At 69.8% G+C, this 24,198-nt stretch carries 28 protein-coding genes; 18 read left to right on the top strand and 10 right to left on the bottom strand.

The genetic code is table 11. The features are described 5' to 3' along the window. The first annotated feature begins 99 nt into the window (after nucleotides 1–99). The 9 genes from ACWDLG_RS24060 (at nucleotide 100) to ACWDLG_RS24020 (ending at nucleotide 8,364) form a co-directional block, all read left to right on the top strand. A complete protein-coding gene (locus ACWDLG_RS24060; RefSeq protein WP_449923401.1) occupies nucleotides 100–813 on the top strand; it encodes an ABC transporter ATP-binding protein in 714 nt (237 codons plus the stop codon). Continuing rightward, nucleotides 810–1,499, top strand: a complete 690-nt coding sequence (locus tag ACWDLG_RS24055) for an ABC transporter permease (RefSeq protein ID WP_354908828.1) — start codon at nucleotides 810–812, stop codon at nucleotides 1,497–1,499. Before ACWDLG_RS24060 ends, ACWDLG_RS24055 begins: the two co-directional genes overlap by 4 nt. A gap of 4 nt (nucleotides 1,500–1,503) precedes the next feature. Continuing rightward, a complete protein-coding gene (locus ACWDLG_RS24050) occupies nucleotides 1,504–2,604 on the top strand; it encodes a sensor histidine kinase (protein WP_449923398.1) in 1,101 nt (366 codons plus the stop codon). After that, the gene (locus ACWDLG_RS24045; RefSeq protein WP_354908825.1) at nucleotides 2,604–3,200 is read left to right on the top strand and encodes a response regulator transcription factor; all 597 of its coding nucleotides are present in this window, start codon (nucleotides 2,604–2,606) and stop codon (nucleotides 3,198–3,200) included. Before ACWDLG_RS24050 ends, ACWDLG_RS24045 begins: the two co-directional genes overlap by 1 nt. A 350-nt stretch (nucleotides 3,201–3,550) precedes the next feature. Further along, nucleotides 3,551–4,189, top strand: a complete 639-nt coding sequence (locus ACWDLG_RS24040; protein ID WP_354908822.1) for an urease subunit gamma — start codon at nucleotides 3,551–3,553, stop codon at nucleotides 4,187–4,189. Beyond that, nucleotides 4,182–6,092 (top strand): urease subunit alpha, encoded by a 1,911-nt coding sequence (locus ACWDLG_RS24035; RefSeq protein ID WP_449923393.1) that lies wholly within the window; start codon nucleotides 4,182–4,184, stop codon nucleotides 6,090–6,092. The genes ACWDLG_RS24040 and ACWDLG_RS24035 overlap by 8 nt, the downstream gene beginning before the upstream one ends. A 76-nt stretch (nucleotides 6,093–6,168) precedes the next feature. Next, the gene (locus tag ACWDLG_RS24030) at nucleotides 6,169–6,843 is read left to right on the top strand and encodes an urease accessory protein UreF (protein ID WP_449923391.1); all 675 of its coding nucleotides are present in this window, start codon (nucleotides 6,169–6,171) and stop codon (nucleotides 6,841–6,843) included. A gap of 25 nt (nucleotides 6,844–6,868) precedes the next feature. Then, nucleotides 6,869–7,567 carry an urease accessory protein UreG gene (ureG, locus tag ACWDLG_RS24025; protein ID WP_354908816.1) on the top strand — a complete coding sequence of 233 codons (699 nt, stop codon included), beginning with the start codon at nucleotides 6,869–6,871 and terminating at the stop codon, nucleotides 7,565–7,567. Nucleotides 7,568–7,614: 47 nt separating this feature from the next. After that, entirely contained in the window at nucleotides 7,615–8,364 is a 750-nt protein-coding gene (locus tag ACWDLG_RS24020; protein WP_449923387.1) for an urease accessory protein UreD, read from the top strand. A gap of 407 nt (nucleotides 8,365–8,771) precedes the next feature. Here ACWDLG_RS24020 and ACWDLG_RS24015 read toward each other — a convergent pair whose 3' ends face one another. Beyond that, on the bottom strand, nucleotides 8,772–9,536 hold the full coding sequence (locus tag ACWDLG_RS24015) for a helix-turn-helix domain-containing protein (RefSeq protein WP_449923384.1): 765 nt from the start codon (nucleotides 9,534–9,536) through the stop codon (nucleotides 8,772–8,774). Between the two features lie 346 nt (nucleotides 9,537–9,882). Between ACWDLG_RS24015 and ACWDLG_RS24010 the strand changes: the two genes are divergently transcribed. Both ACWDLG_RS24010 and ACWDLG_RS24005 read left to right on the top strand, forming a co-directional pair. Next, complete coding sequence (locus ACWDLG_RS24010) at nucleotides 9,883–11,112, top strand: serine hydrolase domain-containing protein (protein WP_449923381.1); 1,230 nt, start codon at nucleotides 9,883–9,885, stop codon at nucleotides 11,110–11,112. Nucleotides 11,113–11,208: 96 nt separating this feature from the next. Beyond that, the gene (locus ACWDLG_RS24005) at nucleotides 11,209–11,616 is read left to right on the top strand and encodes a hypothetical protein (protein ID WP_449923379.1); all 408 of its coding nucleotides are present in this window, start codon (nucleotides 11,209–11,211) and stop codon (nucleotides 11,614–11,616) included. A 207-nt stretch (nucleotides 11,617–11,823) separates the two neighbouring features. Here the strand turns inward: ACWDLG_RS24005 and ACWDLG_RS24000 are convergent, their stop codons facing one another. The 3 genes from ACWDLG_RS24000 to ACWDLG_RS23990 form a co-directional block, all read right to left on the bottom strand. Continuing rightward, nucleotides 11,824–13,098 (bottom strand): multicopper oxidase family protein, encoded by a 1,275-nt coding sequence (locus tag ACWDLG_RS24000; protein ID WP_449923376.1) that lies wholly within the window; start codon nucleotides 13,096–13,098, stop codon nucleotides 11,824–11,826. A gap of 445 nt (nucleotides 13,099–13,543) precedes the next feature. After that, nucleotides 13,544–14,236 carry a TetR/AcrR family transcriptional regulator gene (locus ACWDLG_RS23995; protein ID WP_449923373.1) on the bottom strand — a complete coding sequence of 231 codons (693 nt, stop codon included), beginning with the start codon at nucleotides 14,234–14,236 and terminating at the stop codon, nucleotides 13,544–13,546. 165 nt (nucleotides 14,237–14,401) lie between these two features. Further along, complete coding sequence (locus tag ACWDLG_RS23990) at nucleotides 14,402–15,007, bottom strand: helix-turn-helix domain-containing protein (protein WP_449923371.1); 606 nt, start codon at nucleotides 15,005–15,007, stop codon at nucleotides 14,402–14,404. Between the two features lie 85 nt (nucleotides 15,008–15,092). On the opposite strand from ACWDLG_RS23990, the gene ACWDLG_RS23985 reads away from it, so the two are divergent. From ACWDLG_RS23985 to ACWDLG_RS23970, 4 genes are read left to right on the top strand one after another with little or no spacing between them, the layout of a single operon-like run. Then, a complete protein-coding gene (locus ACWDLG_RS23985; RefSeq protein ID WP_449923368.1) occupies nucleotides 15,093–15,719 on the top strand; it encodes a class I SAM-dependent methyltransferase in 627 nt (208 codons plus the stop codon). A gap of 50 nt (nucleotides 15,720–15,769) precedes the next feature. Continuing rightward, nucleotides 15,770–16,270 carry a DinB family protein gene (locus tag ACWDLG_RS23980; RefSeq protein ID WP_354908799.1) on the top strand — a complete coding sequence of 167 codons (501 nt, stop codon included), beginning with the start codon at nucleotides 15,770–15,772 and terminating at the stop codon, nucleotides 16,268–16,270. 25 nt (nucleotides 16,271–16,295) lie between these two features. Next, on the top strand, nucleotides 16,296–17,324 hold the full coding sequence (locus tag ACWDLG_RS23975) for an alpha/beta fold hydrolase (protein ID WP_449923364.1): 1,029 nt from the start codon (nucleotides 16,296–16,298) through the stop codon (nucleotides 17,322–17,324). 52 nt (nucleotides 17,325–17,376) lie between these two features. Further along, complete coding sequence (locus ACWDLG_RS23970; RefSeq protein WP_449923361.1) at nucleotides 17,377–17,829, top strand: transposase; 453 nt, start codon at nucleotides 17,377–17,379, stop codon at nucleotides 17,827–17,829. Here the strand turns inward: ACWDLG_RS23970 and ACWDLG_RS23965 are convergent. Next, complete coding sequence (locus ACWDLG_RS23965) at nucleotides 17,786–18,196, bottom strand: hypothetical protein (RefSeq protein WP_449923358.1); 411 nt, start codon at nucleotides 18,194–18,196, stop codon at nucleotides 17,786–17,788. The genes ACWDLG_RS23970 and ACWDLG_RS23965 overlap by 44 nt on opposite strands. A 65-nt stretch (nucleotides 18,197–18,261) precedes the next feature. On the opposite strand from ACWDLG_RS23965, the gene ACWDLG_RS23960 reads away from it, so the two are divergent. Beyond that, nucleotides 18,262–18,876, top strand: a complete 615-nt coding sequence (locus tag ACWDLG_RS23960) for a TetR/AcrR family transcriptional regulator C-terminal domain-containing protein (RefSeq protein WP_449923355.1) — start codon at nucleotides 18,262–18,264, stop codon at nucleotides 18,874–18,876. Nucleotides 18,877–18,930: 54 nt separating this feature from the next. Here the strand turns inward: ACWDLG_RS23960 and ACWDLG_RS23955 are convergent, their stop codons facing one another. The 5 genes from ACWDLG_RS23955 to ACWDLG_RS23935 all read right to left on the bottom strand — a co-directional run bounded on the left by ACWDLG_RS23955 (nucleotide 18,931) and on the right by ACWDLG_RS23935 (nucleotide 23,083). Beyond that, nucleotides 18,931–19,626 (bottom strand): SRPBCC family protein, encoded by a 696-nt coding sequence (locus ACWDLG_RS23955; protein ID WP_449923352.1) that lies wholly within the window; start codon nucleotides 19,624–19,626, stop codon nucleotides 18,931–18,933. Between the two features lie 41 nt (nucleotides 19,627–19,667). Continuing rightward, nucleotides 19,668–20,012: a hypothetical protein gene (locus tag ACWDLG_RS23950; protein ID WP_449923349.1), complete on the bottom strand. Its 345-nt coding sequence runs from the start codon at nucleotides 20,010–20,012 to the stop codon at nucleotides 19,668–19,670. Between the two features lie 87 nt (nucleotides 20,013–20,099). Beyond that, nucleotides 20,100–21,299 carry an epoxide hydrolase family protein gene (locus tag ACWDLG_RS23945; protein WP_449923347.1) on the bottom strand — a complete coding sequence of 400 codons (1,200 nt, stop codon included), beginning with the start codon at nucleotides 21,297–21,299 and terminating at the stop codon, nucleotides 20,100–20,102. Nucleotides 21,300–21,359: 60 nt separating this feature from the next. Continuing rightward, on the bottom strand, nucleotides 21,360–22,250 hold the full coding sequence (locus ACWDLG_RS23940; protein ID WP_449923344.1) for a helix-turn-helix domain-containing protein: 891 nt from the start codon (nucleotides 22,248–22,250) through the stop codon (nucleotides 21,360–21,362). A gap of 74 nt (nucleotides 22,251–22,324) precedes the next feature. Further along, the gene (locus ACWDLG_RS23935) at nucleotides 22,325–23,083 is read right to left on the bottom strand and encodes a DeoR/GlpR family DNA-binding transcription regulator (RefSeq protein ID WP_449923341.1); all 759 of its coding nucleotides are present in this window, start codon (nucleotides 23,081–23,083) and stop codon (nucleotides 22,325–22,327) included. A gap of 49 nt (nucleotides 23,084–23,132) precedes the next feature. Here ACWDLG_RS23935 and ACWDLG_RS23930 point away from each other — a divergent pair, with 49 nt between their 5' ends. After that, nucleotides 23,133–23,351: a hypothetical protein gene (locus ACWDLG_RS23930; protein WP_449923338.1), complete on the top strand. Its 219-nt coding sequence runs from the start codon at nucleotides 23,133–23,135 to the stop codon at nucleotides 23,349–23,351. After that, a complete protein-coding gene (locus ACWDLG_RS23925) occupies nucleotides 23,348–24,025 on the top strand; it encodes an NUDIX domain-containing protein (protein WP_449923335.1) in 678 nt (225 codons plus the stop codon). Before ACWDLG_RS23930 ends, ACWDLG_RS23925 begins: the two co-directional genes overlap by 4 nt. Nucleotides 24,026–24,198 lie beyond the last annotated feature (173 nt).

Genomic DNA, 24,198 nt, shown 5'->3' with positions numbered 1-24,198 from the left:
CGCCAGGCGGAGAGCCTCGCCCGACATCCCTCGTATGGAGGATGCCGGGCGACGAGATGGGCGATGCCGCCTGTCCCGACACGACGGGAACCTTGAGGAATGGAAGCCATCGAGGTGACAGACCTGCGCAAGACGTACGGGGGCACGAACGTCGTGGACGGCGTCACGTTCACGGTCCACGCCGGTGAGACCTTCGGCATCGCCGGCCACAACGGGGCGGGCAAGACCACCACCGTCGAATGCCTCATCGGGCTGCGGCGGGCCGACGGAGGCAGCGTGCGGGTCCTGGGGGAGAACCCGGCACGCCGGCGCCGGGCCCTGGCCCAGCGCATCGGCGCCCAACTCCAGGACAGCGCGCTACCGGAGCGGATGAAGGTCGCCGAGGCGCTGCACGCCTTCGCCTGCTTCTATCGCCACCCCGCCGACTGGCGGGAGGTCATGGAGCGCTGGGGCCTGACCCCGCTGGCGCGCAAGGCGTACGGTGACCTGTCCGGCGGGCAGAAGCAGCGGCTGATGCTCGCCCTGGCCCTGGTCGGCGACCCCGAGGTGGTCGTGCTGGACGAACTGACCACCGGCCTGGACCCGATCGCCCGCCGGGAGACCTGGCGGCTGGTGCGCGAGCTGAAGACCTCCGGCACCACCGTGGTGCTGGTCAGCCACTACTTCGACGAGACCGAGGCCCTGTGCGACCGCCTGGCGGTCCTGGCCCGTGGCCGGATCCGGGCCATGGGCACCCCGGACGAGATCATCGCCCGGACCGGCACCGCCAGCCTGGAAGAGGCGTACTTCGCCCTGGAAGGAGCGGACCGATGAAGGCGTTCGCCGCTTTAACGGCCACCGAGCTGAGGCTGCTGCTGCGTGATCCTGCCTCGGTGTTCTTCATGCTGGCCTTCCCGCTGATGCTGCTGGTGCTCAAGCGCGGCGACACCGGCGCGGTCCCGGGGTACGTCGCGATGATCGCGGCCATCGGTGGCATGGGCGCGCTGCCCGGCATCGTGGCCGCCTACCGCGAGCGCAAGGTGCTCAAGCGGCTGGCGACCACGCCGATCTCTCCCGTGCTGCTGCTGGCCGCGCAGTTGGTGGCGCAGGTCGCCGCGGCCCTGGCGGGCTCGGTGCTGCTGATCGCCGCCGCGATCGTCGTGTTCGGCACGCGGCCGCCCGCGAACGTGCCCCTGCTGGCGGTGGCGTTCCTGCTGTGCTCGGTGGCGGTCTGCGCGATCGGGTTCGTGATCGCCGCGATCGTGCGCAACACCAGGGGCGCCGGCCTGATCGGCATGCTGGTCATGTTCCCGATGATCTTCCTGGCGGGGGCGGCCGTGCCCAGGAAGTCCCTGCCCGGCTCGCTGCGGCAGATCGGCGACTTCCTGCCCCTGACCCCGGGCGTGGACGCGCTGACCAGTGCCTGGAGCGGCACCGCCGCGCTCTTCCCGATGCTGATCCTGATCGGGATAATCGTTGCGGGCACGACCCTGGCCGGCGCGCTGTTCCGATGGGAGTGACGAGGTGAACGTCTGGGAGGCGCGCTGGCTGCGCGCCTTCCACATGCTGTTCTACGCCTGCCTGGCGCTCGGCCTGGTGCTGTCGTTCGGCGAGGACGCCGGCCCAGGCCCGGTGAGCCTGGGCCTGCTCGCGCTGCTGGCCGGCTGGCACTGGTTCTTCGTCCTGCGCCGCCCGCACCTGCTCGGCCGGCTCCACCCCATGGCGTTCCACCTGGCCGTGCTGTGCGCGCTGTACGTCGCGCTGGTACTCACGGACCGCTCGTTCGATGTGGTGATCTTCGGGCTGATGCCCCAGCCGTACCTGATGCTCTCCACCCCGTGGTCGTACGCGGGGGCGGTGGCGACGATCCTGTGCACCTTCGCCGCCAGGGGCTACCTGGACGACCCCAACGCCCTGTGGCGGCTCGTCGGGAGCTGCGGGCTGGTGGTGGCGATCGGCCTGTTCGTGGCCTACGTGTTGCGGCAGAGCGCGCAGAACAAGACGGTCGGCGTGCTGGAGGAGCGGGCGAGGCTCGCCAGGGAGATCCACGACACCCTCGCCCAGGGCCTGAGCGGGATCATCACCCAGTTGGAGGCGGCCGAGCAGGCCATGCCCGAGCAGGGCAGGCCCGACCTGCCCGCCGTACGCAGGAGGATCGCGCTGGCCAAGGAACTGGCCCGCGACAACCTCCAGGAGGCCAGGCGCTCGGTGGACGCGCTGCGGCCTGGCCCGCTGCAGGAAGCGCACCTGGACGCGGCGCTCGCGCAGGTCGCCGAGCGGTGGTCGCGCACATCCGAGGTGAGCGCCACCGTGACGGTGGAGGGCACGCCCCGGCCGCTGACGGCCGAGGTGGGCGCCACGCTGCTGCGCGCGGCGCAGGAGGGGCTGTCCAACGCGGCCAAGCACGCGCGGGCGGACCGGGTGGCCATCACACTGACCTACATGGACGACGAGGTGACGCTGGACGTGTTCGACGACGGCACGGGCTTCGACCCGGGCGCGCACGGTTCCGGTTACGGGCTGGCGGCCATGCGTGAGCGCGCCCGCGGCGTGGGCGGCACGCTGACGGTCGAGTCGGCGCCGGGAGAGGGGACGGCACTGTGCCTGCGCATCCCCTCAAACTGATGATCGTCGATGACCATCCGGTGGTCCGCGACGGGCTGCGCGGCATGTTCGACAACGTGGACGACATCGAGGTGGTGGCCGAGGCGTCCGACGGGTTCGAGGCGCTGGCCATGGCCAGGAGGGCGGGCCCGGACGTCGTGCTCATGGACCTGCGCATGCCCGGCCTCGACGGCGTCGGCGCGATCCAGCGGTTGCGGGTCGACCACCCGGAGATCAAGGTGATCGTGCTGACCACCTACGACACAGACGCCGACGTGACGCGGGCCATGGCGGCCGGGGTCGCGGGCTACCTGCTCAAGGACGCGCCCCGCGAGGAGTTGCACCGGGCCGTGCGAACGGCCGCGGCGGGCGGCGCCGTACTGGCCCCGTCGGTCGCCTCCGCGCTCATCGGCCGGCCCGCGGGGCAGGAGCCGAGCCTGCGCGAGCTGGAGGTGCTGCGCCTGGTGGCCCGGGGGGCGGCCAACAAGGAGATCGCCAGGACCCTGCTGATCAGCGAGACGACCGTGAAGACGCACCTCAAGCACGTCTTCGCCAAGCTCGGCGTCGAGACCCGGGCCGCGGCGGTCGTCGTGGCCATGGAGCGCGGGCTCCTGTAGTGCCGGCGATCGGACAGATGCGGAACAGAGCAGGCGGGATCGGTGAACAGGGCCTCCAGCCGGGCGGCCGGTCTGGGCGGATGCGGTTCACAGCTCTGCCGGTGTGACAGGTCACCCTGCGTCACTGGTAACACACGCTTCACTCCTCCGTCATATCACTCAGAGCGTTCATCGGACTACTTTCGGTCGCAGCGGGTGGTGACCGCCGAAGCCCAGCGCAACGGCGAAGGGATCACCTCTCGGCTGAAGAGCGGACGGCGGCATGACCGAACGCCGGTCATGCCCCGCGATCTGCACCGTTGGCCGCCCGGGGACGACGCCTCGGGGCAGAGCGAAGGCGAGGTGGCAGAGTGCATCTGACTCCGCACGAACAGGAACGCCTGATGATCCATGTGGCCGCGGACGTGGCCCGGAGGCGTAGAGAACGGGGGGTTCTCCTCAACTATCCGGAGGCGGTCGCGCTGATCACGGCACATGTGCTGGAGGCGGCCCGGGACGGCAAGTCCGTCCATGAGCTCATGTCCGCCGAGGAGAAGATCCTCTCCCGTGACGAAGTCATGGAGGGCGTCCCGGAGATGATCTCCGACATTCAGATCGAGGCGACGTTCCGCGACGGCACCAAGCTGGTCACCATCCGCGACGCCTTCGCCGAAACGGGAACGGAGGCGCTGGTTCATCCGGGGAAGATCGACCATCCTGAGGGCGCTGAGCCGGTGGCCTTCAACGAGGGCCGCGAGATCACGATCGTGTCCGTCACCAACAGTGACGACCGCCCCATCCAGGTGGGTTCTCACTACCACTTCTACGAGGCCAACCCCCGCCTCAGCTTCGACCGTTCCGCCGCCTACGGCAAGCGCCTGCACATTCCCGCCGGCAGTTCTGTCCGGTTCGAGCCTCGATGCACCAGGACGGTCACGCTCGTGCCCATCGAGGGCAGGCGCATCGTCGCCGGCCTGCGCGGCGAGGTCGGGGGGCAGCTCGATGGATGAGCCCCTGACAGACGCGGCGGCGGACGCGCCCGACGAGCTGGCGGCAGGGGCGTCGTCGCGGGATGGCGTGCCAGGCCCGGAGATCCTGCCGATCGATCAGCCGCTGACCCGGGTCCAGTACGCCGACCGGTTCGGGCCGACGGTCGGCGACCGCATCCGGCTGGCCGACACCAACCTCCGGATCGAGATCAGTGAGGACTGGTCGGGTGGTCCGGGGCGCAGCGGCAACGAGGTCATCTTCGGCGGCGGCAAGGTGATCCGTGAATCGATGGGGCAGTCCTGCGCGCCGCGCGACTCGGCGAGATTCGGCGCCCCGCAGCCGCCCGACACGGTCATCACCGGCGCGGTCGTCCTGGACCATTGGGGCGTGATCAAGGCCGACGTGGCCATCCGTGACGGCCGGATCGTCGCGCTCGGCAAGGCCTACAACGACGAGACCATGGACCGGCTGCACGACGGGCACCAGCGGGCCACGGACTTCCTGATCGGCCCCGAGACCGAGGTCATCGCGGGCAACGGCAAGATCCTCACCGCGGGCGGCATCGACACCCACGTGCACTTCATCTGCCCCGAGCAGGTGACCGAGGCACTCGCCGCGGGCGTCACCACCCTGATCGGCGGTGGTACGGGCCCGGCCGAAGGCAGCACCGCCACCACCGTCACGCCCGGTGCCTGGCACATCGCCCGCCTGTTCGAGGCGCTGGACGCCTTCCCGGTCAACATCGGGCTGCTCGGCAAGGGCAACACCATGTCCACCGAGTCCCTCTACAACCAGGTGGAAGGGGGAATCCTCGGTTTCAAGATCCACGAGGACTGGGGTGCCACCCCGGCCGTCCTGCGCCGGTGCCTGGAGGTGTGCCGGGCGACCGGCGTCCAGCTGGCCCTGCACGCCGACTCGCTGAACGAGGCGGGCGCGGTCGCCGACACCATCGACGCCATCGGCGACCACCCCATCCACGTCTTCCACATCGAGGGCGCCGGCGGCGGCCACGCCCCCGACATGATCACGATGGCGAGCCTGCCGAACGTGCTGCCCGCCTCCACCAACCCCACCCGCCCCTTCACCGTCAACACGGTCAAGGAGCACATCGACATGGTGATGGTCTGCCACCACCTCAACCCGCTGGTGCCGGAGGACCTGGCCTTCGCCGAGTCGCGGATCCGGCCCTCCACGATGGCCGCCGAGGACATCCTGCACGACCTCGGCGCCATCTCGATCATGTCGTCGGACGCCCAGGCGATGGGACGCATCGGCGAGATGATCATACGGACGTGGCAGACCGCGCACGTGATGAAGGCCCGGCGCGGCCCGTTGGACGGCGACCAGGCCGGCGACGACGGGGCCGACAACCACCGCGCCCGCCGCTACGTCGCCAAATACACCATCAACCCGGCCATCGCGCACGGCATCGATCACGAGGTCGGCTCGGTCGAGGTGGGCAAGATGGCCGACCTGGTGCTGTGGGAGCCGAAGTTCTTCGGCGTCAAGCCGCACCGGGTGATCAAGGGCGGCCAGATCGCCTACGCGCAGGTGGGTGACGCCAACGCCTCCATCACCACCCCGCAGCCGATCCTGCCCCGCCCCATGTGGGGGGCCAGTGGCCGGGCACCTGCCGCCAACGCGGTCAACTTCGTCACCGAACACGCCATCAAGTCCGGCCTGCCCGAACGGCTCACGGTGGGCAAGGAGTTCAAGGCCATCCGCGACACCCGCAAGGTGTTCAAGGCCGACATGCGGGAGAACAACGCCTGCCCCGACATCCGCATCGATCCCGACACCTTCGAGGTCGTGATCGGTGGAGCGGAGGCCAAGGACGTCAAGACGGAGATCGACGACCAGCTGGTCGACGGCACCCGGTTCGCCGACACGCTGCCCATGGCCCAGCGCTACTTCCTGTTCTGACCACCGCCCCGGAACGGCCCGCCGCGCGTGCAAACCGGGGGCACGCTCCATGTCAGCGAAAGGTGAGTCACGCACCATGAACCGTGCCGCCCTGCTCGTCCTGGCCGACGGTCGATTCCCCGCCGGAGGGCATGCCCACTCCGGCGGGGCCGAGGCGGCGGTCACGGCGGGACGGGTGCGTGACGTGGCGAGCCTGCAGGAGTTCTGCCGCGGCCGGCTGTACACCAGCGGCCTGGTCGCGGCGGGCCTGGCCGCCGCGGCCGCCGCCGGGTACGACCCGCTGCTGCTGGAAGAGGCGGCCGACGCCCGCACCGCCGCCCCCGCCCTGCGGCACACCGCGCGCAGGCTCGGCCGGCAGCTGCTGCGGGCCGCCCGAGTCGCCTGGCCCTGCTCCGAGCTCGACTCCCTCGCCGCGGCGCTGCCGCGGGGCGCTCATCACCCTGTGGTGCTCGGCCTGGCCGCCCGCTCCGCCGGGCTGACCCCGCTGGACGCCGCGTACGTGGCGGCCTATGAGAGCGTCGGCGGCCCGGTCAGCGCGACCGTGCGCCTGCTCAGACTGGACCCCTTCGACGCCACCGCCGTCCTGGCCCGCCTGGCCGCCGACATCGACCACGTCGCGGCCCGGGCGGCCGAAGCCGCACAGCGCGTCCACACCGACGGACCGCCCGCGCTGCCGGCCGTCTCCGCGCCGCTGCTCGACATCACCGCCGAACAGCACGCCGCCCGCCCCACCCGTCTGTTCGCCTCCTGAGCACCCCTTCACCCCCGGAGCAGCCATGCACCTCCACCACAGCGACACCTTCCCCGAAGCCCACGCCCACGGCCCCGGCGGTTCCTCCTCCCGTCCTGACGGCCGTCGCCGCGCCCTGCGCATCGGTCTGGGCGGGCCGGTCGGCTCCGGCAAGACCGCCACCGTCGCCGCCCTGTGCCGCGCGCTGCGCGAGGAGCTGTCCATCGCCGTCGTGACCAACGACATCTACACCCGCGAGGACGCCGAGTTCCTGCTGCGCGAGGCCGTCCTGCCCGCTGAGCGCATCACCGCGGTCCAGACCGGCGCCTGCCCGCACACCGCCATCCGCGACGACATCTCCGCCAACCTCGAAGCCGTCGAAGACCTGGAAGAACACCTGGGCCCGCTCGATCTGATCCTCGTCGAATCAGGCGGCGACAACCTCACCGCGACCTTCTCCACAGGCCTGGCCGACGCGCAGATCTTCGTCATCGACGTCGCCGGCGGCGACGATATCCCCCGCAAGGGCGGCCCCGGCGTCACCTCCTCCGACCTGCTGGTCATCAACAAGACCGACCTCGCCCCCTACGTCGGTGCCGACCTGGAAGCCATGGCACGCGACGCCGAGACCCAGCGCGGCCACCGTCCCACCGTCTTGACCGCGGTCAAGACCGACGGCGGCATCACACCTGTGGCCGACTGGATCCGCCGGCGCCTGGCCGCCTGGACCGCGGGCCCCGCATGACACTCGCGCCCTCTGCACCCACACCGGCCGGGCGGTCCGCGCCGGGTGTGCATGCCACCGCCCGCATTCGGGCGACCCACGCGGGCAACACCACCGCCCTCCCGCTCCTCGCCGGTGACGGCCCTTTCGACCTGCGCCGCGGCCGCTCACACGGCAACCAGGCGCGGGTGTGCGTCCTCGCCGCCATGAGCGCCCCCCTGGGCGGCGATCGGCTGCGCATCGAGGCCACCGCCGAGCACGACGCACACCTGCACATCACCTCCGCCGCCGCCACCATCGCCCTGCGTGGCCCCACCACCGAGCACGCCACCTACGACGTGCACCTGACCGTTGCCGAGCGGGCAAGCCTGCACTGGCTGCCCCAGCCGCTGATCTCCGCCGCCCGCAGCAACCTGCGCCAGAGCTGCACCATCGACCTCGCCCCGACCGCACGACTCCTCCTACGTGAAGAAATCGTCCTCGGCCGCGCCGGCGAGCCGCCGGGCCGGCTGGCCACCCGCCTCACCGTCCGGCGCGACGGTCGCCCCCTGCTGGACCAGCAGGCGATGTACGGCCCCGGCGCACCCGGCTGGGACGGCCCCGCCGTCCTGGCCGGCCACCGCGCCGTCGGCCAGATCCTCATCATCGATCCGGCCCTGCAGCCGCAACCGCCCCACGTCCGGCTGCTCGGCGACGACCCGGAAGCCGGCCAGGCCCTGCTGGCCCCCCTGGCCGGCCCCGCCATCCTGATCACCGCCCTGGCCCCGGACACCCTGCACCTACGCCGCCTGCTGGATGCGGCGCACCCCACCCCGTGAACACCTCACCGCATCGCCCCAACCTGGTGCACTGAACGGCTCCACTGGGTTGTGCAGGATCAGCTCCCTGTTCCTGGCTGCGGGGGTCGTCGGCCTGGGTCCACTCGGCGTCGACGCGCATGGTGGTCCTGCGCTCGTCGTCGTACGGGTCCCGGCCAGGGGCGCCGGTCCTGGCGAACCGGACCCGGATCTCGCGCATGCGGGGCGGCGCGATCCGCGGGTGACTTGCCGGGGCCGACCGGAGCGCCGCTCCGCCGGATCTCCTCACCCGATGACAACGGCCGCTCCCGCCCGAGGGCGGTAATGGTGTGATCGATGGCGAGGGCGTAGGCGCGCTGCGTGTTCGGGATGGCCGGCTGAGCACTGTCAGAGCCTTGCCAGTCAGCCGCCGGCTGCCCACTCCCGGTTCAGTACGCGAGTTCGTCCTGTGTGGTCAGCGAGTCCGGGTCAGGGTGCTGGGTGCTCCGGGCGGCCAGGCTCTGCCGCCACTGCTCCATGGCCTTCCCGAGGGACTCGGTCACGAGGTGAAGGAATTCGGCGGAGGACTTGAAGCGGGCGCCCGCCGGGGTTGCGACCCCGAGAATCTCGGCTCCGCGCTGCGACGCGGCCTCCAGGGCATCGTTCGTCTGCACAGCCGCAAGGGTGGACCGGAGCCAGATCTCATCGTCGATGACATAGCGTTCGCGGCGCCCGCCGGGAACCCGCTCCCGCGTGAGCAGTCCCTGCTGTTCGAGGAAGGTGACGGCGTGCGAGATCGACGCCGGGCTGACGCGAAGCCGCTGGACCAGCTCGGCGGCGGTGAGGGCGCCGGAGTCGGTGATGTACAGGCAGGCCAGCACCCTGGCCGTCATCTGGGGGAGCCCCTGCTGAACGAGGAGATCGGTGAAGGACTCGGTGAAGTCCTGAACCGCTCGGGGGTCACGCCCGTGGTCGCCGTGGGGGACCGGCGGCGCCGGAGGCTGAGCCTGCTTGCGTCGGCGCGCACGGTGGCGTGTGGCCTCGTGCGCCCGGTCCGCCCCGTAGCCGTCGGGGCCGCCGTTGCGGGTGACCTCCCGCATGATGGTCGAGGCGGGCCGCCCGAGAAGCCGACCGATCTCTGCGTATCCGAGTCCCTCGGCCAGCCCCGTAGCGATGCGCTGCCGGTCCTCATTGGTGAGCCTGCCTCCGGGCATCGGTGCTTGTTTCCTCTCGCTCGACATGCGCGAAGCTCGGCGCCCGCGTACCCCGCTGCACAGTATGCATTCACGCGCAGTCCATTGCAATTCTGACCCTGATCACCCATTGCGTTCAGCATCACCATCATTGCAATACTCGCTCTTTGGTCCGCAAGAGCAGGGGTAATGCTCTTCTTTGCTTGTTGACTGATGTGTAAACGCAATGTAGTGTCGCAGACGTTCAGGGATTCCCGAACACATGCGGCGCCGGTGGCGCATGACCGAGCCCCAGCTCGCCGAGGCCATGGGTGGCACGCCGGGACGGGCTCGCAGAGATCGAACATTTGAGGCAGGGAGCTACGTGATGGACACAAGCAACAGCGGCTTCTCCGCGGCAGGGCTGCGCAGGCTGCGCGAGGTGCTGACGCGGCATGTCGACTCCGGGAAGATTCCCGGGCTGGTCGCCCTGGTCAGCCGGGGCGGTGAGACGCACGTCGAGGCGATCGGGACGATGCGTCATGACGGCGGCCCGCCGATGAGCCGGGACACGATCTTCCGGATGGCCTCGACGTCGAAGCCGGTTTCGATGGCGGCCGCGATGGTGTTGCTGGACGAGTGCCGGCTGCGGCTGGATGACCCGGTCGATGCGTGGCTGCCGGAACTGGCCGACCGGCGGGTGCTGAAGCGGATCGACGGCCCGCTGGACGACACCGTGCCGGCGCGGCGGCCGATCACCGTGCGGGACGTGCTGACCTCCACGTTCGGGCTCGGCATGGACATGACGTCGCTCGGCACCCCGATCATGAACGCGATCTTCGAGCAGGGGCTCACGCCCAATCTTCCGGTGCCGATGCCCGGGCCGGATGAGTGGATGCGCCGCCTGGGCACGCTCCCGCTGATGCACCAGCCCGGACAGCGCTGGCAGTACCACATCAGCAACGATCTGCTCGGCGTGCTGGTGGCCCGGGTCACCGGCCAGTCGTTCGAGACGTTCCTGCGCGAACGCGTCTTCGACCCGCTGGGGATGAAGGACACCGGGTTCCACGTGCCCGCCGACAAGATCGACCGGCTGCCGACCCTGTACGCCCCCGACCCGCAGACCGGACAGTTCCTCGTGTGGGACGAGGCCAAGGGGGGACGCCACAGCCGGCCTCCGGCGTTCCAGGGCGGTGGCGGCGGGCTGGTCTCCACCGTCGACGACTACCACGCCTACTTCCGGATGCTGCTCAACGGCGGAATGCACGGCAGCGAGCGGATCCTGTCCAGGCCCGCCGTCGAGCTGATGACCACCAACCGCCTGACGCCCGAGCAGAACGCCGCCCGCAACGCCATGGCCCTCGACAACGTCCACATCTCGCACGGCCAGGGGCAGCACGGCGGCTGGGGCTTCGGGATGGCGGTGCGCACCTACCGCGGCGACTACGCCCCCGTCGGCCAGTTCGGCTGGGACGGCGGGAGCGGCACCGCGACCTACGCCGACCCGGCCAACCAGCTCACCGGAATCCTGCTCACGCAGGTCGGGGCGTCCACCCCGGATTCGACGCGGCTGATCCACGACTTCTGGACCATGCTCTACCAGGCGATCGACGACTGACCCCGCGCCCTCGCCCGGTAGGCCGGCCCTCACCCCGCATTCCACCATCCGCCCGTTCCATCGAATTTCCTGACAGCTTTGAAGGAGCACACCACCATGTCCATCACCCTGACCGACCAGGACAAGTCCACCCTGCGCACCGCCGCCTACGGCGCCGTCTCGCTGCTGGCCGCCGCCGATGCCACCGGCAAGCCCCACAAGGTCGCCACCGAGGGCTCCATCGCCCTGGCCTCCGCGACCGGCCTGGTCGGCCACGTGCTCGCCGAGAAGACCAGGGACATCACCCTGGACGGCAAGTCCGTGGCCGCGATCGCCGACCACGTGCTGCCGGCCCTGACAGCCGCCATGAGCCTGCTCAGGAAGCAGGATCCGGCAGAGGCCGACAACTTCCGCAGCACCGTCCTGGTCGCCGTCGAAGCAGCCGCCCGCAACCACCAGTGCGAGCCCAGCCCCACCCTGGCCGAGATGACCCGCAAGATCACCGCAGCCCTCGACGCCGCTTGATTGCGATGTCCCGGGGCCTCCGGTCACCGGGACGCGGCGGCGTGCCGGGGCAGGGAGGGGGCGAGCCCTGCCAAGGCGGCCACGCCGTCTCGCTCGCCCCTTGCCGACGCCCGCCGGCATGAACGTTGCGGAGTCAGCTCGCCGTCCTGGAACACGGTGTCACCCGGCAGGGTGTCCGCTGCTGTGCGGGAATGCTGCCCGCCGCGCCTAACGGGTGATCTCCATCTGGGCCATCATCCCCATCTGGGAGTGTTCGAGCAGGTGGCAGTGGTAGAGGAAGCGCCCGGTGTAGTCGCCGAAGGTGGCCTGCACCCGAACCGACTCCCCGGGCCGGATGTGCACGGTGTCCTTGCGGCCCGTCTCGCCCGGTAGCGGCGGGTTGCCGTCGCGGTCCAGCACCCGGAACTGCACCAGGTGGGTGTGGAAGTTGTGCGGCACCTGGTACTCGACGTCGCCGTTGGTGATGCGCCAGATCTCGGTGGTGCCCAGCTTGATCTTCGCGTCGATGCGGTCCGGGTCGAACGGCCGGCCGTTGATCAGGCCCATCGGCACGTCGTCGACGAACCCGAATCCGAGCACGACCTCGCGGGTGGCGGTCGCCTCCGGCAGGGGAGGCAGCTCCCGCAACCGGTCGGGTACGCGGCTGTTGTCGCGGGCCCGCCGTACGACGTCGAAGCGGAGCACCGGCCCGGTCGTGTCGGCCAGCACCAGCTGGGTGCCCAAGGGATGGCGGGAGAAGTCGACCACGATCTCGACGCGCTCGCCGGGGCTGAGCAGCAGCGTGGTCCGCGGCACCGGGGCGGGCAGCAGGCCGCCGTCGGTGGCGATCTGCGTCATCTCGACTCCGCCCAGGCTGAGGGTGAAGTCGCGGTGGGTGGAGACGTTGAGCAGGCGCAGGCGGTACTTGCGCGCCGCGACCGGGAAGTACGGCGAGGGCTTGCCGTTGGCCAGGAGGGTGGTGCGGTACTCGGGCTCGGCGAAGACGAGGGCCCCGGACTCGTCGAAGGCGGCGTCGCGCAGCAGGATCGGGATGTCGTACTCGCCGCCGGGCAGCCCGAGATGCCGCTCGCTGTCATCTTCCAGCAGGTAGGCGCCGTGCAGGCCGCGGAAGACGTGCTCGGCCTCGGTGTGGTGGCTGTGATCGTGGTACCACAACGTCGCGCCCTGCTGCCGGTTGGGATAGTTGTAGAGCTTGGCACCCCCGGGCTGGATGAGGTCCATGGGGTGGCCGTCGCTGACGGCCGGCACGTGCCCACCGTGCAGGTGCACGTTGGAGGGCGCCTCCAGGCGGTTGCGGAAGGTGATCAGGGTACGGCGCGCACTCTTGGCGCGGATGGTCGGACCGACGAACTGGTTGCCGTAGGAGAGCACGGGAGTCCGGACGCCGGGCAGGATCTCCGCCTCGATCTGGCGGATGGCCAGCTCATAGACATCGGCTTCGGGCAGCTGGGCGATCGGCCGCAGCACCTGCGGCACGGGCATGCGCGCAGAGAAGGGGGCGACCGGCGCCCGGGTGGAGACGACGGTTTTGGGGGAGGTCGAATGGTGCGTGTGGCCGGGGCCGGGCGGGGTTTCCCGGGTCACGGCCGATGATTCCAGCGCCTTGGGCAACAAGACCGCCGCCCCTGCGACTCCGCCGAGCGTGAATAACTTCCTGCGACTCAGCATTTCCACCCCAATCACTGCAGAAGCTGGAGAGCCATATCTTGCGCGCGGCGACCCCGCATTTCGGCGATCTCGCAAGACCTCTTGCAGCATTCGTGGGTGTGGCGGCGGCAGCAGACGGGTGGCTCCGGCCGGCCGTTCTCTGGTCGAGCCCGCCAGGCCGGGAGTGACACGTCGCATGGGCTGCACCCGCCCGGCCGGGCGCCGACCTGCCCGCCGAGGGGGTCGGTCAACACCTGGCGGGCCAGGTCGCCGGCGAGGCTCAGGCCGGTGAGGCGGACGGACCCCCATGCACCCCCAGCAGCGGCAGCCACACCTCGTCCACGATCTCGACGATCGACTCCTCCGACACCGCGCGCATGGTCATGAACATGTCGTGGCGCAACAGGTCCAGCGGCAGGTTCACCACACGGGACGAACGCGGCACGTCCGGCAGCTCGCCGCGCTCGACCGCGCGAGCGACGATCATCTCGAAGGCGGTCGGCCGGCCCGGCGGCAGGAGGGTGTCGCGAAGCTCGCCGAGGCTGGTGCCGGTGTCGCGGAAGTAGTCCGCCAGCTGCACGCTCATCAACGTGATCATGCCTGCGCGGTCAGCGTCGGCGTTGCGCAGGAAGCCGATCGCGTCATCGCGGAGGCTGCCGGTGTCGGGCACCGTGATCGGCTGCCAGAATTTGGCGAGAGTGGCCAGCAGCAGGTCGTCGCGCTGCGGCCAGCGCCGGTAGAGCACAGGACGACTCGTGCCGGCGCGGGCGGCGACCGCTTCGTAGGTGAAGCCGTGATATCCGTGCTCGACCAGCACGTCCCACGCGGCGTCGAGGATCGCGTCCTGGAGCTTGCGGCCGCGTCGACGGGACGCGCCGCCGTCGCGGGTCGTGCCGGCGTCGGCACGACGTTCCGCCGCCTGCGCGCTGATCGCCTCGTGCTCAGCCGCGGTCCGCTCCCGCTTACGGTCCACCTGCGCATCTTATCGCGGAGACTTACGGAGCCCGCCATTAGATGCAATTGTGTACTCTAAAGTGCTGGACAACCACGGCCTCGTCGAGCGCCGCGGGGGCCGAGGAGCACCGGCGCCCGCTCCCGGTTCTTCACTGCCACGCCATCCCCGACGGTTGCGCCGAGTTCACCGCCGGCTCTCGCCGTGAGACGACCGATGAGGGGCGGCGCGTACGTGCAGACGCACCCCTTGCAGGCCGAACAGGATGAGAAGCTCGACCGCGCCGCCGTCGGCGCTGCCCAGCCAGTGCGGCAATGACGTGTCGAATTCGGCTGCCTCACCTGGCGGCAACGTCAGGTCGCGCTCACCGAGGACGAGCCGCAGGCGACCGCTGAGCACGTACAGCCATTCGAAGCCTTCATGGGTCTGCGGGGTCGGTTCGAGCGGTTTCGGCTGGGCAGGGATGATCATCTTGAACGCATGCACTCCGCCCGGCCGCCGGGACAGGGGCACGAAGGTCATCCCGAACCGTTTGATCGGCTTGAGGTGCATCCGGGGGTCGCCGGTGCGCGGGGCGCCGACGAGATCGTCCAGCGGAACGTCGTAGGTACGAGCCAGCGGCAGCAGCAGCTCCAGGGTTGCCCGACGTTGCCCGCTCTCCAGCCGGGACAGGGTGCTCTCCGACACGCCGGTCGTCGCCGCGAGGGCAGCGAGGGTGATGCCGCGGTCACGACGCAGTGCACGAAGTCGCGGCCCCACCGCGTCAAGGACGTCGTCCGTTTCGCGATCCATGAGGCCATCTTGCCGGAACCGCAAGTTTCTGTGCCAGATCGGGCCCGCCTGGCAAGACTGAGCGCTCCCGACAGAAGGAGCCTTGATGAGCACCACCGATGCGGTCACGTTCTGGGACGACCTGCACGCGGCCCGACCGGCAGCCAGTGACCCGCAGCCGAATGCGCGCCTCACCGAGACGATCACGAGCCTGCCGCCCGGCGACGCGTTGGACCTCGGATGCGGCGACGGCGGCGACGCGCTGTGGCTCGCCGGCCAGGGGTGGCACGTCACCGCCGCCGACATCTCGGCCGTGGCGGTCGAGCGGCTCGCCGTCCTCGCCCGCTCGCGCGGCCTGGGCGACCGTGTCATCACCGTGCGCCACGACTTGCACAAGTCGTTCCCGCAGGGTGGATTCGACCTGATCTGTGCCCACTACCTGCACACCCCCTTCGACCTGGACAGGGCAACCGTCCTGCGCTCAGCCGCGCGCGCACTGCGCCTGGGCGGGCGGCTACTGGTCGTCGACCACGGCTCGGCCGCGCCATGGTCGTGGAACCAAAATCCCGACGTCCGGTACCCGAGCCCGCGGGAGGTCGCCGCGGGAATCGATCTGGACCCAGCGACATGGACGGTCGAGCGGGCCGACACACCCCGCCGGATCGCGACCGGACCGGGCGGGCGCACCGCCGAGATCACCGACCACGTCCTACTCATCCGACGTACCGCCTGACACGGCACCAGACCCGCCCCCGGCGAAAGAGCGAAAGAAAGGAAGCCACTGTGCCCAGCACCACGCGCCGCGACCGCCGCGGCGACACCCCGCCGCCCCGGACCGGAAGCAGCGAGACCGAGATCCTGCGCGAATTCCTCGACTACCTCCGGACCTCGATCGCCGCGAAAGTCGAGGGTGCCCCCGAACCTCAGGCGCGAACAGCCGTGGTGCCGTCCGGCACGAACCTGCTCGGCCTGCTCAACCACCTGACTTTCGTCGAACGCTCGATGTTCCTCGGGGACGACGTCACCGACTGGCAGGCGACGTTCCAGGCTGCGCCGGCGGACAGCGTGGCCGACGTCGTCGCCCGCTACCGAGAAACGGTCAGGCGCGCGAACGAACTGCTCGACGGGTGCACCGATCTCGGCGCGCCGATTCCTCGACCGCGACCGGAACGCCCCGCTCCCAGCATCCGGTGGGCCCTCACCCACATGATCGAGGAGACCGGCCGTCACGCGGGCCACGCGGACATCCTCCGCGAACTGATCGACGGCGCGACCGGGCGCTGATCCACCTTCTCCAGAACAGGACCACATGATCACCGCAACACGACTGTTGTCGCGCCGCTTCTTCCGATCCGCGCGCACGGTGGCGACCGTCACGCTCACCCTCCTGCTCACGATCGGCACCGCGGCCTGTTCCACGCCGACAGCCGGCGACGTTCCCCCCTACGCCGTCGCAACCCAGGACGACCCCCAGTTCAAGAACACCTTCCGACACGAGTTCTCCGACGTCGACGGCGTCCGTATGCACTACGTGACCGGCGGCAGCGGCACGCCGGTAGTGCTGATACACGGTTGGCCGCAGACCTGGTACGGCTGGTGGCCGATCATGCCGGCGCTCGCCAAGAACCACACCGTCTACGCTGTCGATCTTCCCGGACTGGGCGACAGCACCGGCTCACCGACCGGCTACGACAAGGCCACTCTGGCGCGGTACGTCCACACGCTGATCGCCGACCGGCTCGGGATACGTGACGCCCGCGTCGTCGGGCACGATTTCGGCGCCGCAGTAGCCTTCCAGTACGCCAGCCAATTCCCCGACGACACCGCCCGCCTCGGCTACTTCGACCTGCCACTACCCGGGCCCAGGATCGATGCGTCCACGTACCGCTCACTGAGCTGGCACATCGCCTTTCACTCCCAGCGACGGGTCCCCGAGGCGGTCGTACGCGACGACGTCCGCGAGTACCTGGCGCTGTTCTATCCCCAGGTCTCGTTCGGCGGCACGGCGTTCGGCGGCACATCTGATCGGTCCCCGTTCTCCGACACCGAGATCAACGAGTACGCACGGACCTACAGCCGGCCAGAGGTCCTGTCGGGCGGCTTCGAGCTCTACCGCGCCCTCGACAAAGACGTTCGTGACACCGCGGCAGCAGCACCGGTACGTGTCCCGACCCTGCTCATGACCGCCCAGGGGCACCTCGACGCGATCCGAGCCACAGTGGCCCCGCGCATGACCAAGATCGTGCGCGCGGTGGACGTGCCGCACGCGGGACACTGGCTCGTCGAGGAGAACCCCCAGTTCGTCACTGCGGAGCTGGTGCGCTTCCTGGACGGATGAGCCCGTTCTTGTTTGTGGTCGGCGGTCCTTACTGTAATCACCGACGCGAGGGATGCCCGTGCGGAGCGAGTGGGAGCAGGACGAGCACGCCACCACCGCCGCCTGGTATGCGACATGCCCGATCGCGGACGCCATCCGAAACGTCGTCGACAACGGCGGCAAGTGGCGCAATCTCCCTGCCGAGTTCCCGCCCTGGCGCACCGTCCACGCGATCTTCAGTCGCTGGCGGCAGGATCTGTACGTACGCCATAACGACCTGCGTGAACACGTCCGACTGGCCGAGGGGCGCCAGGCCGAACCCAGCACAGGGATCATCGATTCACAGTCGCTGCGGGGCAGCCGAGGCTGTCGCCACCGACTCTCGCGGATACAACGCGGCCAAGAACGTGCAGGGCAGGAAGCTGCACGTCATCGTGGACGCCCCGGGCCCGCTGCTGATTTGGGCGCGCCCTCCGATACCGCTATGCGTCCTTCGCGGACTGCACCATCTTCAGCAGGTAGCTGATGTCCTTGTCGAAGGTGATCTCGCGCAGGATGGTGGTCGGCTGTCCCTCGTCCATCCGCCAGATGAAGGTATACAGTGCCGGCACATCGTTTTCGACCCGGCGCATGATGATCGCCGCATGGTCGCCGAAGTCGGTAGTGGCCGGGAAGGTGATGTCGTCTATGGACTCACCCACCGACTGGCCTTGTTCGCGCAGTGCGCGGAAGCGCGCCATGAACTGGGCCTTGGTCAGGGTGATCGTCTGGCCGGACTCATCCGCCCGCACGTTTTCGAATTCCGGGTCATACAGCTGATCCAGTTGGTCCACGTCCATGGCCAGTCCGGCCTGGAGGTAGGTCCGCATGCTGTCCACGAGTGCCTGGTTCAAGATCTACACCCCGCTCTATAACGACGTTACAGGAGCCAATGTAACACAGTTATACAATGGATGCCGTGGATGCCGAGACGATCGTGAAGCAAGCCCTGACGCTGCTGAAACAGGAAGGTCTGACCGGGGTGACCTTCCGCAGGCTCACCACCAGCCTGCAGGTCAAAGCCCCCGCCATCTACTGGCGCTTCAACGACAAGCAGGAACTCCTGGAAGCGATGGCCGAAGCCATCTTGCAAGAACAATTCGCCGAGCTCGCGCCACTGCCTTCAGGCCAGTCCTGGCGGCCATGGCTGGCCGCCATCTTCCACCGCCTGCGCCAGGCAATGCTGGCCTACCCCGACGGCGCCCGAGTCGTGGCCGGCGCCCGACCACCCGGCACACCCACCCTCGCCCGCATCGCCGAACACGCACTCCGCACACTCGAAGACCGCGACCTGCCCCTGGCTGAGGCGGCGAACATCGTCTTCACCGGCACCCACTACACCCTCGGCCACGTCATCGAAGAGCAGGACTCCGCAGGCGCCCACACCATGGACACCCGGACCGCCGAACAGTTCGCGCAGACATTCCCCACCATCGCCCGTGCCCTGGCGGAAGGCCGCCACGCCGGACTCACCCCCGACGACATCTTCAACGCCGGCGTATCCCTGATCATCGGAGACCGCGACATGCGGTAGCCCAGGATGTGTCCACCGTCCCTCGGTCCATGGCCAGAAGTTCGGAACAGGCACTTAAGCGCTCGTGCGCGCTTCGGCGGTGTTCTTGAGGTCTTTCAGCCAGGCCTCAAGACCTTTTCCGAGGAAGTCGGTGGCGAGTGGCACGTTGGTTTCGATCTGGTCGCCCGCATGGGTCTCCTCGGTGCGTACGAGGACGCCGCCCTTGACCTTGGTGAAGGTCCAGACGTGGACGCCCCGGTCGATGCGCAGTCCTTCGCCGATCGCCGGCCCGGTCCAGCGGATGCACGCATGGTGCCGAAGCTGGCGGACGGTGGAGGTGATGACCAGCGTGGTGGGCGCGCTGACGGGAGTGGCGGGAACCGGGGTGGTCCACCGGAAGCGCGAGTTCTTGCGGAGCGGGCCAGGGTCGAGGCGCTTCATGCTGGTCACGGGCTTCTGCCAGGTGGGCCAGGCTTCCACATCGGTCTGCAGTTTCCAGGCGGTGTTCAGCGGCGCCTTGATCAGGGCCTCGGTCCGGTATCGGATCTTCGCGGTGGGGTCGACACCTTTCCCGCGGCACTGGAGTCCACCACCGTGGTGAGCGGCGGCGTGGTGGATGGCCGGGGGCTGCGCGGTGACGGCCTGCGCGGCGGAGATGTCGCCTGCGAATACGCCGGTCGCGGCGAGCGAGATCGTGAGCGCGGTGATGCGCGCGCGGGTCGGGAATCGCTGCCCGGAGGAGTTCGACAGGTTGTTGCTGGACATGGTCATTGAGCTTCCTGATGAGTACTGAGGAAAGTGGGCACGCTGCTTCAGCGCCGGGCTCGACGGATGGCCACGATGAGTGCGGCGGAGGCGGCGACGATCACAGCGACGAACGCGGGGTGAATGTCCTTGGACAGGCTCGGCGCGCCGTCGAGCCGCGTCCGCCAGACGACGAGCGGGATCGCGTACGTGACGGCGAGGAGCGTGGCCGCCCGGCGAACCGTCCGATCGCGGACGTGGCGGAGAGCGCCGACCAGCGCGATCGTGACCGGGACGCCCGCCAGCAGGGCGAACTGGCCGAGCACCATCACGGGGACCGCCCAGGAGGAGATGGTCACCGCCGGCGGGGTGCGCCGGTCGGTGCGGGCGGGTCGCGTGGACACGGTCGTCATGATGTTTCCCTTCGGGCGGGAAGGTGGCAGGTCATCGCGGGGACGGAGGCAAAGCCGGCCGCCGGTGGATGGGAGGGTGAGAGACCTTCACCGCGTGAGATCGCCGGGACGGTGACGTAGGTGATGGAATGCGGTCCTGATTTCGGAGACCAGAAGGTCTGGCTGTTCCAGGCCGGGGAAGTGGCCGCCGCGGTCCAGTTCGTGCCATGACCGGAGGTCGTGGTAGCGCCGCTCGGCCCAGCGCCGGGCGGTCGGCCACGGCTCGGCGGGGAAGAGCGAACAGGCGGTGGGCACCGTCACCGGTTGTTCGTTCTCTTCTTCGGCGCTGCGTGGTACCCACCGCATGGCCTCCCAGTACCAGCGAGCGCTGGAGGCGCCGGTCCCGGTCAGCCAGTACAGGGCGATGTTGTCCACTTGTTGCGACGCGCTCACCCCGCCGCCGGCCTCCGGTCGGGTGTCGGAGTAGGCGGCGAACTTCTCACCGAGCCACGCCGCCAGGCCGGCAGGCGAGTCGAGCAGGGAGTAGCCGAGCGTCTGCGGGCGCGTGCTCATGATCATCCCGAAGCCGTATCCGTCCGCGAGATGAGTGTCGCGCCGCTCCAGCATGCGTTGTTCCGCCGGGTCCGGCGAGATCCGGTCGTCCGGCAGGGGAGAGGCGATCGGCATCGTCAGGTGCAGGCCGGCGACTCGCTCGGGCACCAGGCGTGCCAGTTCGGTGCTGACGAACGCGCCCCAGTCTCCGCCGTGCGCGCCGAACCGCTCGTAGCCGAGCACGGTCATCAGCTCGGCCCACGCCCGCGCCGTGCGTGCGGGGTGCCAGCCGCGCTCGCGTGGACGATCGCTGAACCCGAACCCTGGCAGGGCCGGGACGACGATGTGGAAGGCGTCACTCGCGGAACCGCCATGGGCGACCGGATCGCTGAGCGGCCCGAGGACGTTCTCGAATTCGAGGACGGAGCCCGGCCAGCCGTGGGTCAGCAACAAGGGGAGCGCTGCGGGCTCGGGCGAGCGTACGTGCCAGAACGCGATCCGCAGGCCGTCGAGGCGCACGCGGTAATGCGGAATCGTGTTCCACTGCTCTTCCCTGGCCCGCCAGTCGTGCTGTCGCCAGGTGTCCAGCAGCGTGCTCAGCCGGTCCAACCCGATACCCTGCGTGGCGTCCGGCACCGTTTCCGGCTCGGGAAGCCGAACCCCGTCAAGACGAGCCCGCAGGTCCGCCAGGTCGCGGTCAGGAATGCGCATGGGGTACGGCTCGATCTCCGGCGTTGTCGCCGCGTTTTCAGACATGGACGAAACCCTAGAAACCGGTCACCCCCGGGTCCATGCGTGAGATTGCCGGGAGAGCGGTCAGGAATTGCGATATGCCGAGGGACGGGTGCCGGTGTGCCGCAGGAAGGCCGTCGACAGAGCACCGGGACTGGCGAAACCGCAGAGCGGCGCGATCTGGGCGACCGTGAGGTCGGTATCCCGCAGCAGGCGTTGCGCCTTCTCGATCCGCAAGCGGATGAGGAACCGGTGGGGCGTTTCTCCTGTTGCTCGGTTGAACACGCGAACAAGGTGATAGACGCTGAGGTACACCTCGTCCGCGATGTCCGCCAGGGTGAGCGGTTCGGCCAGCCGGTCACGCATGACGGCGATCGCCGCGCGGACGCGTGCGTCCTCCCGCCCCGGCGTCCGTTGACCAGGTGACCGGGAATGGCGGGTGAGCAGGTGCACGGCCAGGAAGGCGGCCGCGGACTCGGCGTACAGGTCGCCGGTCTCCTCCGCGAAGCCGGCGGCGCGGACAGCCTCCTCGATCAGCGGATCGCCGGCGGCCACGGACGCCGCCATGCTCGCGTAGTCCACCGCGCGGCCACCCAGCTGCTCGGCGGTCCGTTCGACGGTGCCGCGCGGGATGTGGACCTGCACGCTGCGCAACGGGCCGTCCGCGCGATAGCGGCGGACGGCGGGCCGGTCCGGGATGCCCAGTTCGAGCCGCCCCGGTACCCAGGTGTGGCGGCTCCATCGACCATCGATCCGTGTCTCCATCACGGTCCGGCCTCCTACGGGCAGTATCAGGTGCACGTCCGCCGCGGCCGGCAACTCCATGTCCTCGACCAGCGGGACGTGGTCGAACCGTTGCGCAAGCAAGGACTGCCAGCCGAGGTCCTCCCAGCTGCAGTGCGTCCGCCGAACGTATCGATCCATGTCGAAACCGGCATAGGACTGGAGATCGAAATGAACGGAGTCGAACACCATACGGCCGAGGCTAGTCAGTTCCTGTGGCCGGCTGAACCGCTACCTCCTGCGCTCCCGTGTTCGGCGCGTGGCTTTCAGCCGGCTGCCAGAACCTCCACGCCGCGTGCCGTGAGCTGCTCGACGACTGCGTGGCCGGGATCGGCATCGGTGATCAGTCCGCTGATCTCCTCCCAGGGCAGGACGCGGAACCGTGAAGCCGTGCCGATCTTCTCCGACGAGGCGAGGATGTAGGTGTCGGCGGCCCGTGCGGCCAGGGCGCGCTTCATCGCGGCCTCCTCGGCGTCGCCGGTGGTCAGTCCCGCCTCGGGATGGACGCCGGTGACGCCGAGCAGGCAGAGGTCAGCCGAGACGTTCTGGGCCGCCTCCACCGCGGCGGCACCGCAGGCGACCGCCGAGTGTTTGAAGATGCGGCCGCCGAGCAGGAAGACCTCGGCCCGCGGATGTTCCAGCAGCGCGGCGGCGATGGTCGGGCTGTGGGTGATCACGGTGCAGGCCAGGTCCGGCGAGAGCGTGTGGGCGACGGCCAGGGCGGTGGTGCCGCCGTCCAGGATCACGGCGCTGCCCGGCCGTACCAGCGCCGCGGCCGCCGCGGCGACCTTCCGTTTGCCGTCGGGGGTGACGGTCTTGCGGGCGGTGTAGTCCGCCACGGCAGGGGAGACGGGTAGCGCTCCGCCGTAGACGCGGTGGCAGAGGCCCTCGGCGGCCAGGTCGCGGAGGTCGCGCCGCACGCTGTCCTCGGAGATGCCCAGGTCCGCGGCGACGTCCTTGGCGACGATCTTGCCTTCGCGGGCGAGCAGGCCCAGCAGGTGGTCACGCCGTTCAGCAGCCAGCATGCACGTTCTCTCCAGTTCTTGCACGTTTCTGCATGTATCGTAGCGCGTCATGACCGACAAGCCGATGCTCATCCTGATCGCCGGGCCCTACCGCTCCGGCACCGACGGCGACCCGCAGGCCATGGCCGCCAACCTCGCCCGCCTCGAAGCGGCGGCGTGGCCGGTCTTCGCCGCCGGACACGTCCCGATGATCGGGGAGTGGGTCGCGCTGCCCGTCTACCACGACGTGAACGAGATCCCGCGCCGCACTCCGCAGGAGACCGCGTGAACACCCGCCCCGGCATCGACGTCCCCGACCACCGCGGCCGCACCGGCCTCGACCGCGTCGGGCGTGATCTGGACCGCAACTCCGACGTCGTGGTCCGCGACGTGGAGCTCACCTCCCAGGGCTGGCACGTCCTGCGCCGCACCACCTTCGACTACCGGCGCCGCGACGGACGCTGGGTCACCCAGCAGCGCGAGACCTATGACCGCGGCAACGGCGCGGTCGTCCTGCCCTATGACACCGACCGCGGGCGCGTGCTGCTCACCCGCCAGTTCCGCTACCCGGCCTACGTCAACGACCACCCCGACGGCATGCTCATCGAAGCCGCGGCCGGACTGCTCGACGGCGACGACCCGGTCGCCGCCATCCGGCGCGAGGCCGCCGAGGAGCTCGGCATCACGCTCGGCCCGCTCACCCACGTCCTCGACGCCTACATGAGCCCCGGCTCGGTCACCGAGCGCCTGCACTTCTACGCCGCCCCCTACACACCGGCCGACCGCACAGCACACGGCGGCGGGCTGGAGGAGGACGGCGAGGACATCGAAGTGCTCGAACTGCCCTTCACCGACGCCCTCGCCATGGTCCGCGACGCACGCATCACCGACGGCAAAACCATCCTGCTGCTGCAATGGGCCGCCCTGGACGGCCCCTTCGCCTCCGCCGCGAGCACCGACTGACACCCCCTGCCCAGAAAGAGGATCAAGAGGCGGACGAGGGGGTGTCTCAGGCCCGCCCGGATCGATCCGCTGGTCCAACCCCTCCGGGTGTGAGTGGTTGAGGAACACGTGAGGTGATGGGGCGGCCGGGGTCGTACAGGTCGCGGGGGGCGCCCGCCCCGGCGAGATGAGAT

The organism is Nonomuraea sp. NPDC003727, from assembly GCF_053586935.1.
This window is presented reverse-complemented; position numbering and strand designations above follow the sequence as displayed.

What these genes read in the sequence shown, in the direction of transcription:
- ACWDLG_RS23955 (WP_449923352.1), bottom strand. Translation starts at nt 19,626, where the DNA reads ATGACCATGTCCAGCAACAACCTGTCGAACTCCTCCGGGCAGCGATTC.
- ACWDLG_RS24045 (WP_354908825.1), top strand. Translation starts at nt 2,604, where the DNA reads ATGATCGTCGATGACCATCCGGTGGTCCGCGACGGGCTGCGCGGCATG.
- ACWDLG_RS24005 (WP_449923379.1), top strand. Translation starts at nt 11,209, where the DNA reads ATGTCCATCACCCTGACCGACCAGGACAAGTCCACCCTGCGCACCGCC.
- ACWDLG_RS23990 (WP_449923371.1), bottom strand. Translation starts at nt 15,007, where the DNA reads ATGGATCGCGAAACGGACGACGTCCTTGACGCGGTGGGGCCGCGACTT.
- ACWDLG_RS24000 (WP_449923376.1), bottom strand. Translation starts at nt 13,098, where the DNA reads ATGCCCGTGCCGCAGGTGCTGCGGCCGATCGCCCAGCTGCCCGAAGCC.
- ACWDLG_RS23975 (WP_449923364.1), top strand. Translation starts at nt 16,296, where the DNA reads ATGATCACCGCAACACGACTGTTGTCGCGCCGCTTCTTCCGATCCGCG.
- ACWDLG_RS24015 (WP_449923384.1), bottom strand. Translation starts at nt 9,536, where the DNA reads ATGCCCGGAGGCAGGCTCACCAATGAGGACCGGCAGCGCATCGCTACG.
- ACWDLG_RS23935 (WP_449923341.1), bottom strand. Translation starts at nt 23,083, where the DNA reads ATGCTGGCTGCTGAACGGCGTGACCACCTGCTGGGCCTGCTCGCCCGC.
- ACWDLG_RS24055 (WP_354908828.1), top strand. Translation starts at nt 810, where the DNA reads ATGAAGGCGTTCGCCGCTTTAACGGCCACCGAGCTGAGGCTGCTGCTG.
- ACWDLG_RS24030 (WP_449923391.1), top strand. Translation starts at nt 6,169, where the DNA reads ATGAACCGTGCCGCCCTGCTCGTCCTGGCCGACGGTCGATTCCCCGCC.
- ACWDLG_RS24035 (WP_449923393.1), top strand. Translation starts at nt 4,182, where the DNA reads ATGGATGAGCCCCTGACAGACGCGGCGGCGGACGCGCCCGACGAGCTG.
- ACWDLG_RS23950 (WP_449923349.1), bottom strand. Translation starts at nt 20,012, where the DNA reads ATGACGACCGTGTCCACGCGACCCGCCCGCACCGACCGGCGCACCCCG.
- ACWDLG_RS24010 (WP_449923381.1), top strand. Translation starts at nt 9,883, where the DNA reads ATGGACACAAGCAACAGCGGCTTCTCCGCGGCAGGGCTGCGCAGGCTG.
- ureG (WP_354908816.1), top strand. Translation starts at nt 6,869, where the DNA reads ATGCACCTCCACCACAGCGACACCTTCCCCGAAGCCCACGCCCACGGC.
- ACWDLG_RS23940 (WP_449923344.1), bottom strand. Translation starts at nt 22,250, where the DNA reads ATGGTGTTCGACTCCGTTCATTTCGATCTCCAGTCCTATGCCGGTTTC.
- ACWDLG_RS23945 (WP_449923347.1), bottom strand. Translation starts at nt 21,299, where the DNA reads ATGTCTGAAAACGCGGCGACAACGCCGGAGATCGAGCCGTACCCCATG.
- ACWDLG_RS23970 (WP_449923361.1), top strand. Translation starts at nt 17,377, where the DNA reads ATGCCCGTGCGGAGCGAGTGGGAGCAGGACGAGCACGCCACCACCGCC.
- ACWDLG_RS23985 (WP_449923368.1), top strand. Translation starts at nt 15,093, where the DNA reads ATGAGCACCACCGATGCGGTCACGTTCTGGGACGACCTGCACGCGGCC.
- ACWDLG_RS23930 (WP_449923338.1), top strand. Translation starts at nt 23,133, where the DNA reads ATGACCGACAAGCCGATGCTCATCCTGATCGCCGGGCCCTACCGCTCC.
- ACWDLG_RS24060 (WP_449923401.1), top strand. Translation starts at nt 100, where the DNA reads ATGGAAGCCATCGAGGTGACAGACCTGCGCAAGACGTACGGGGGCACG.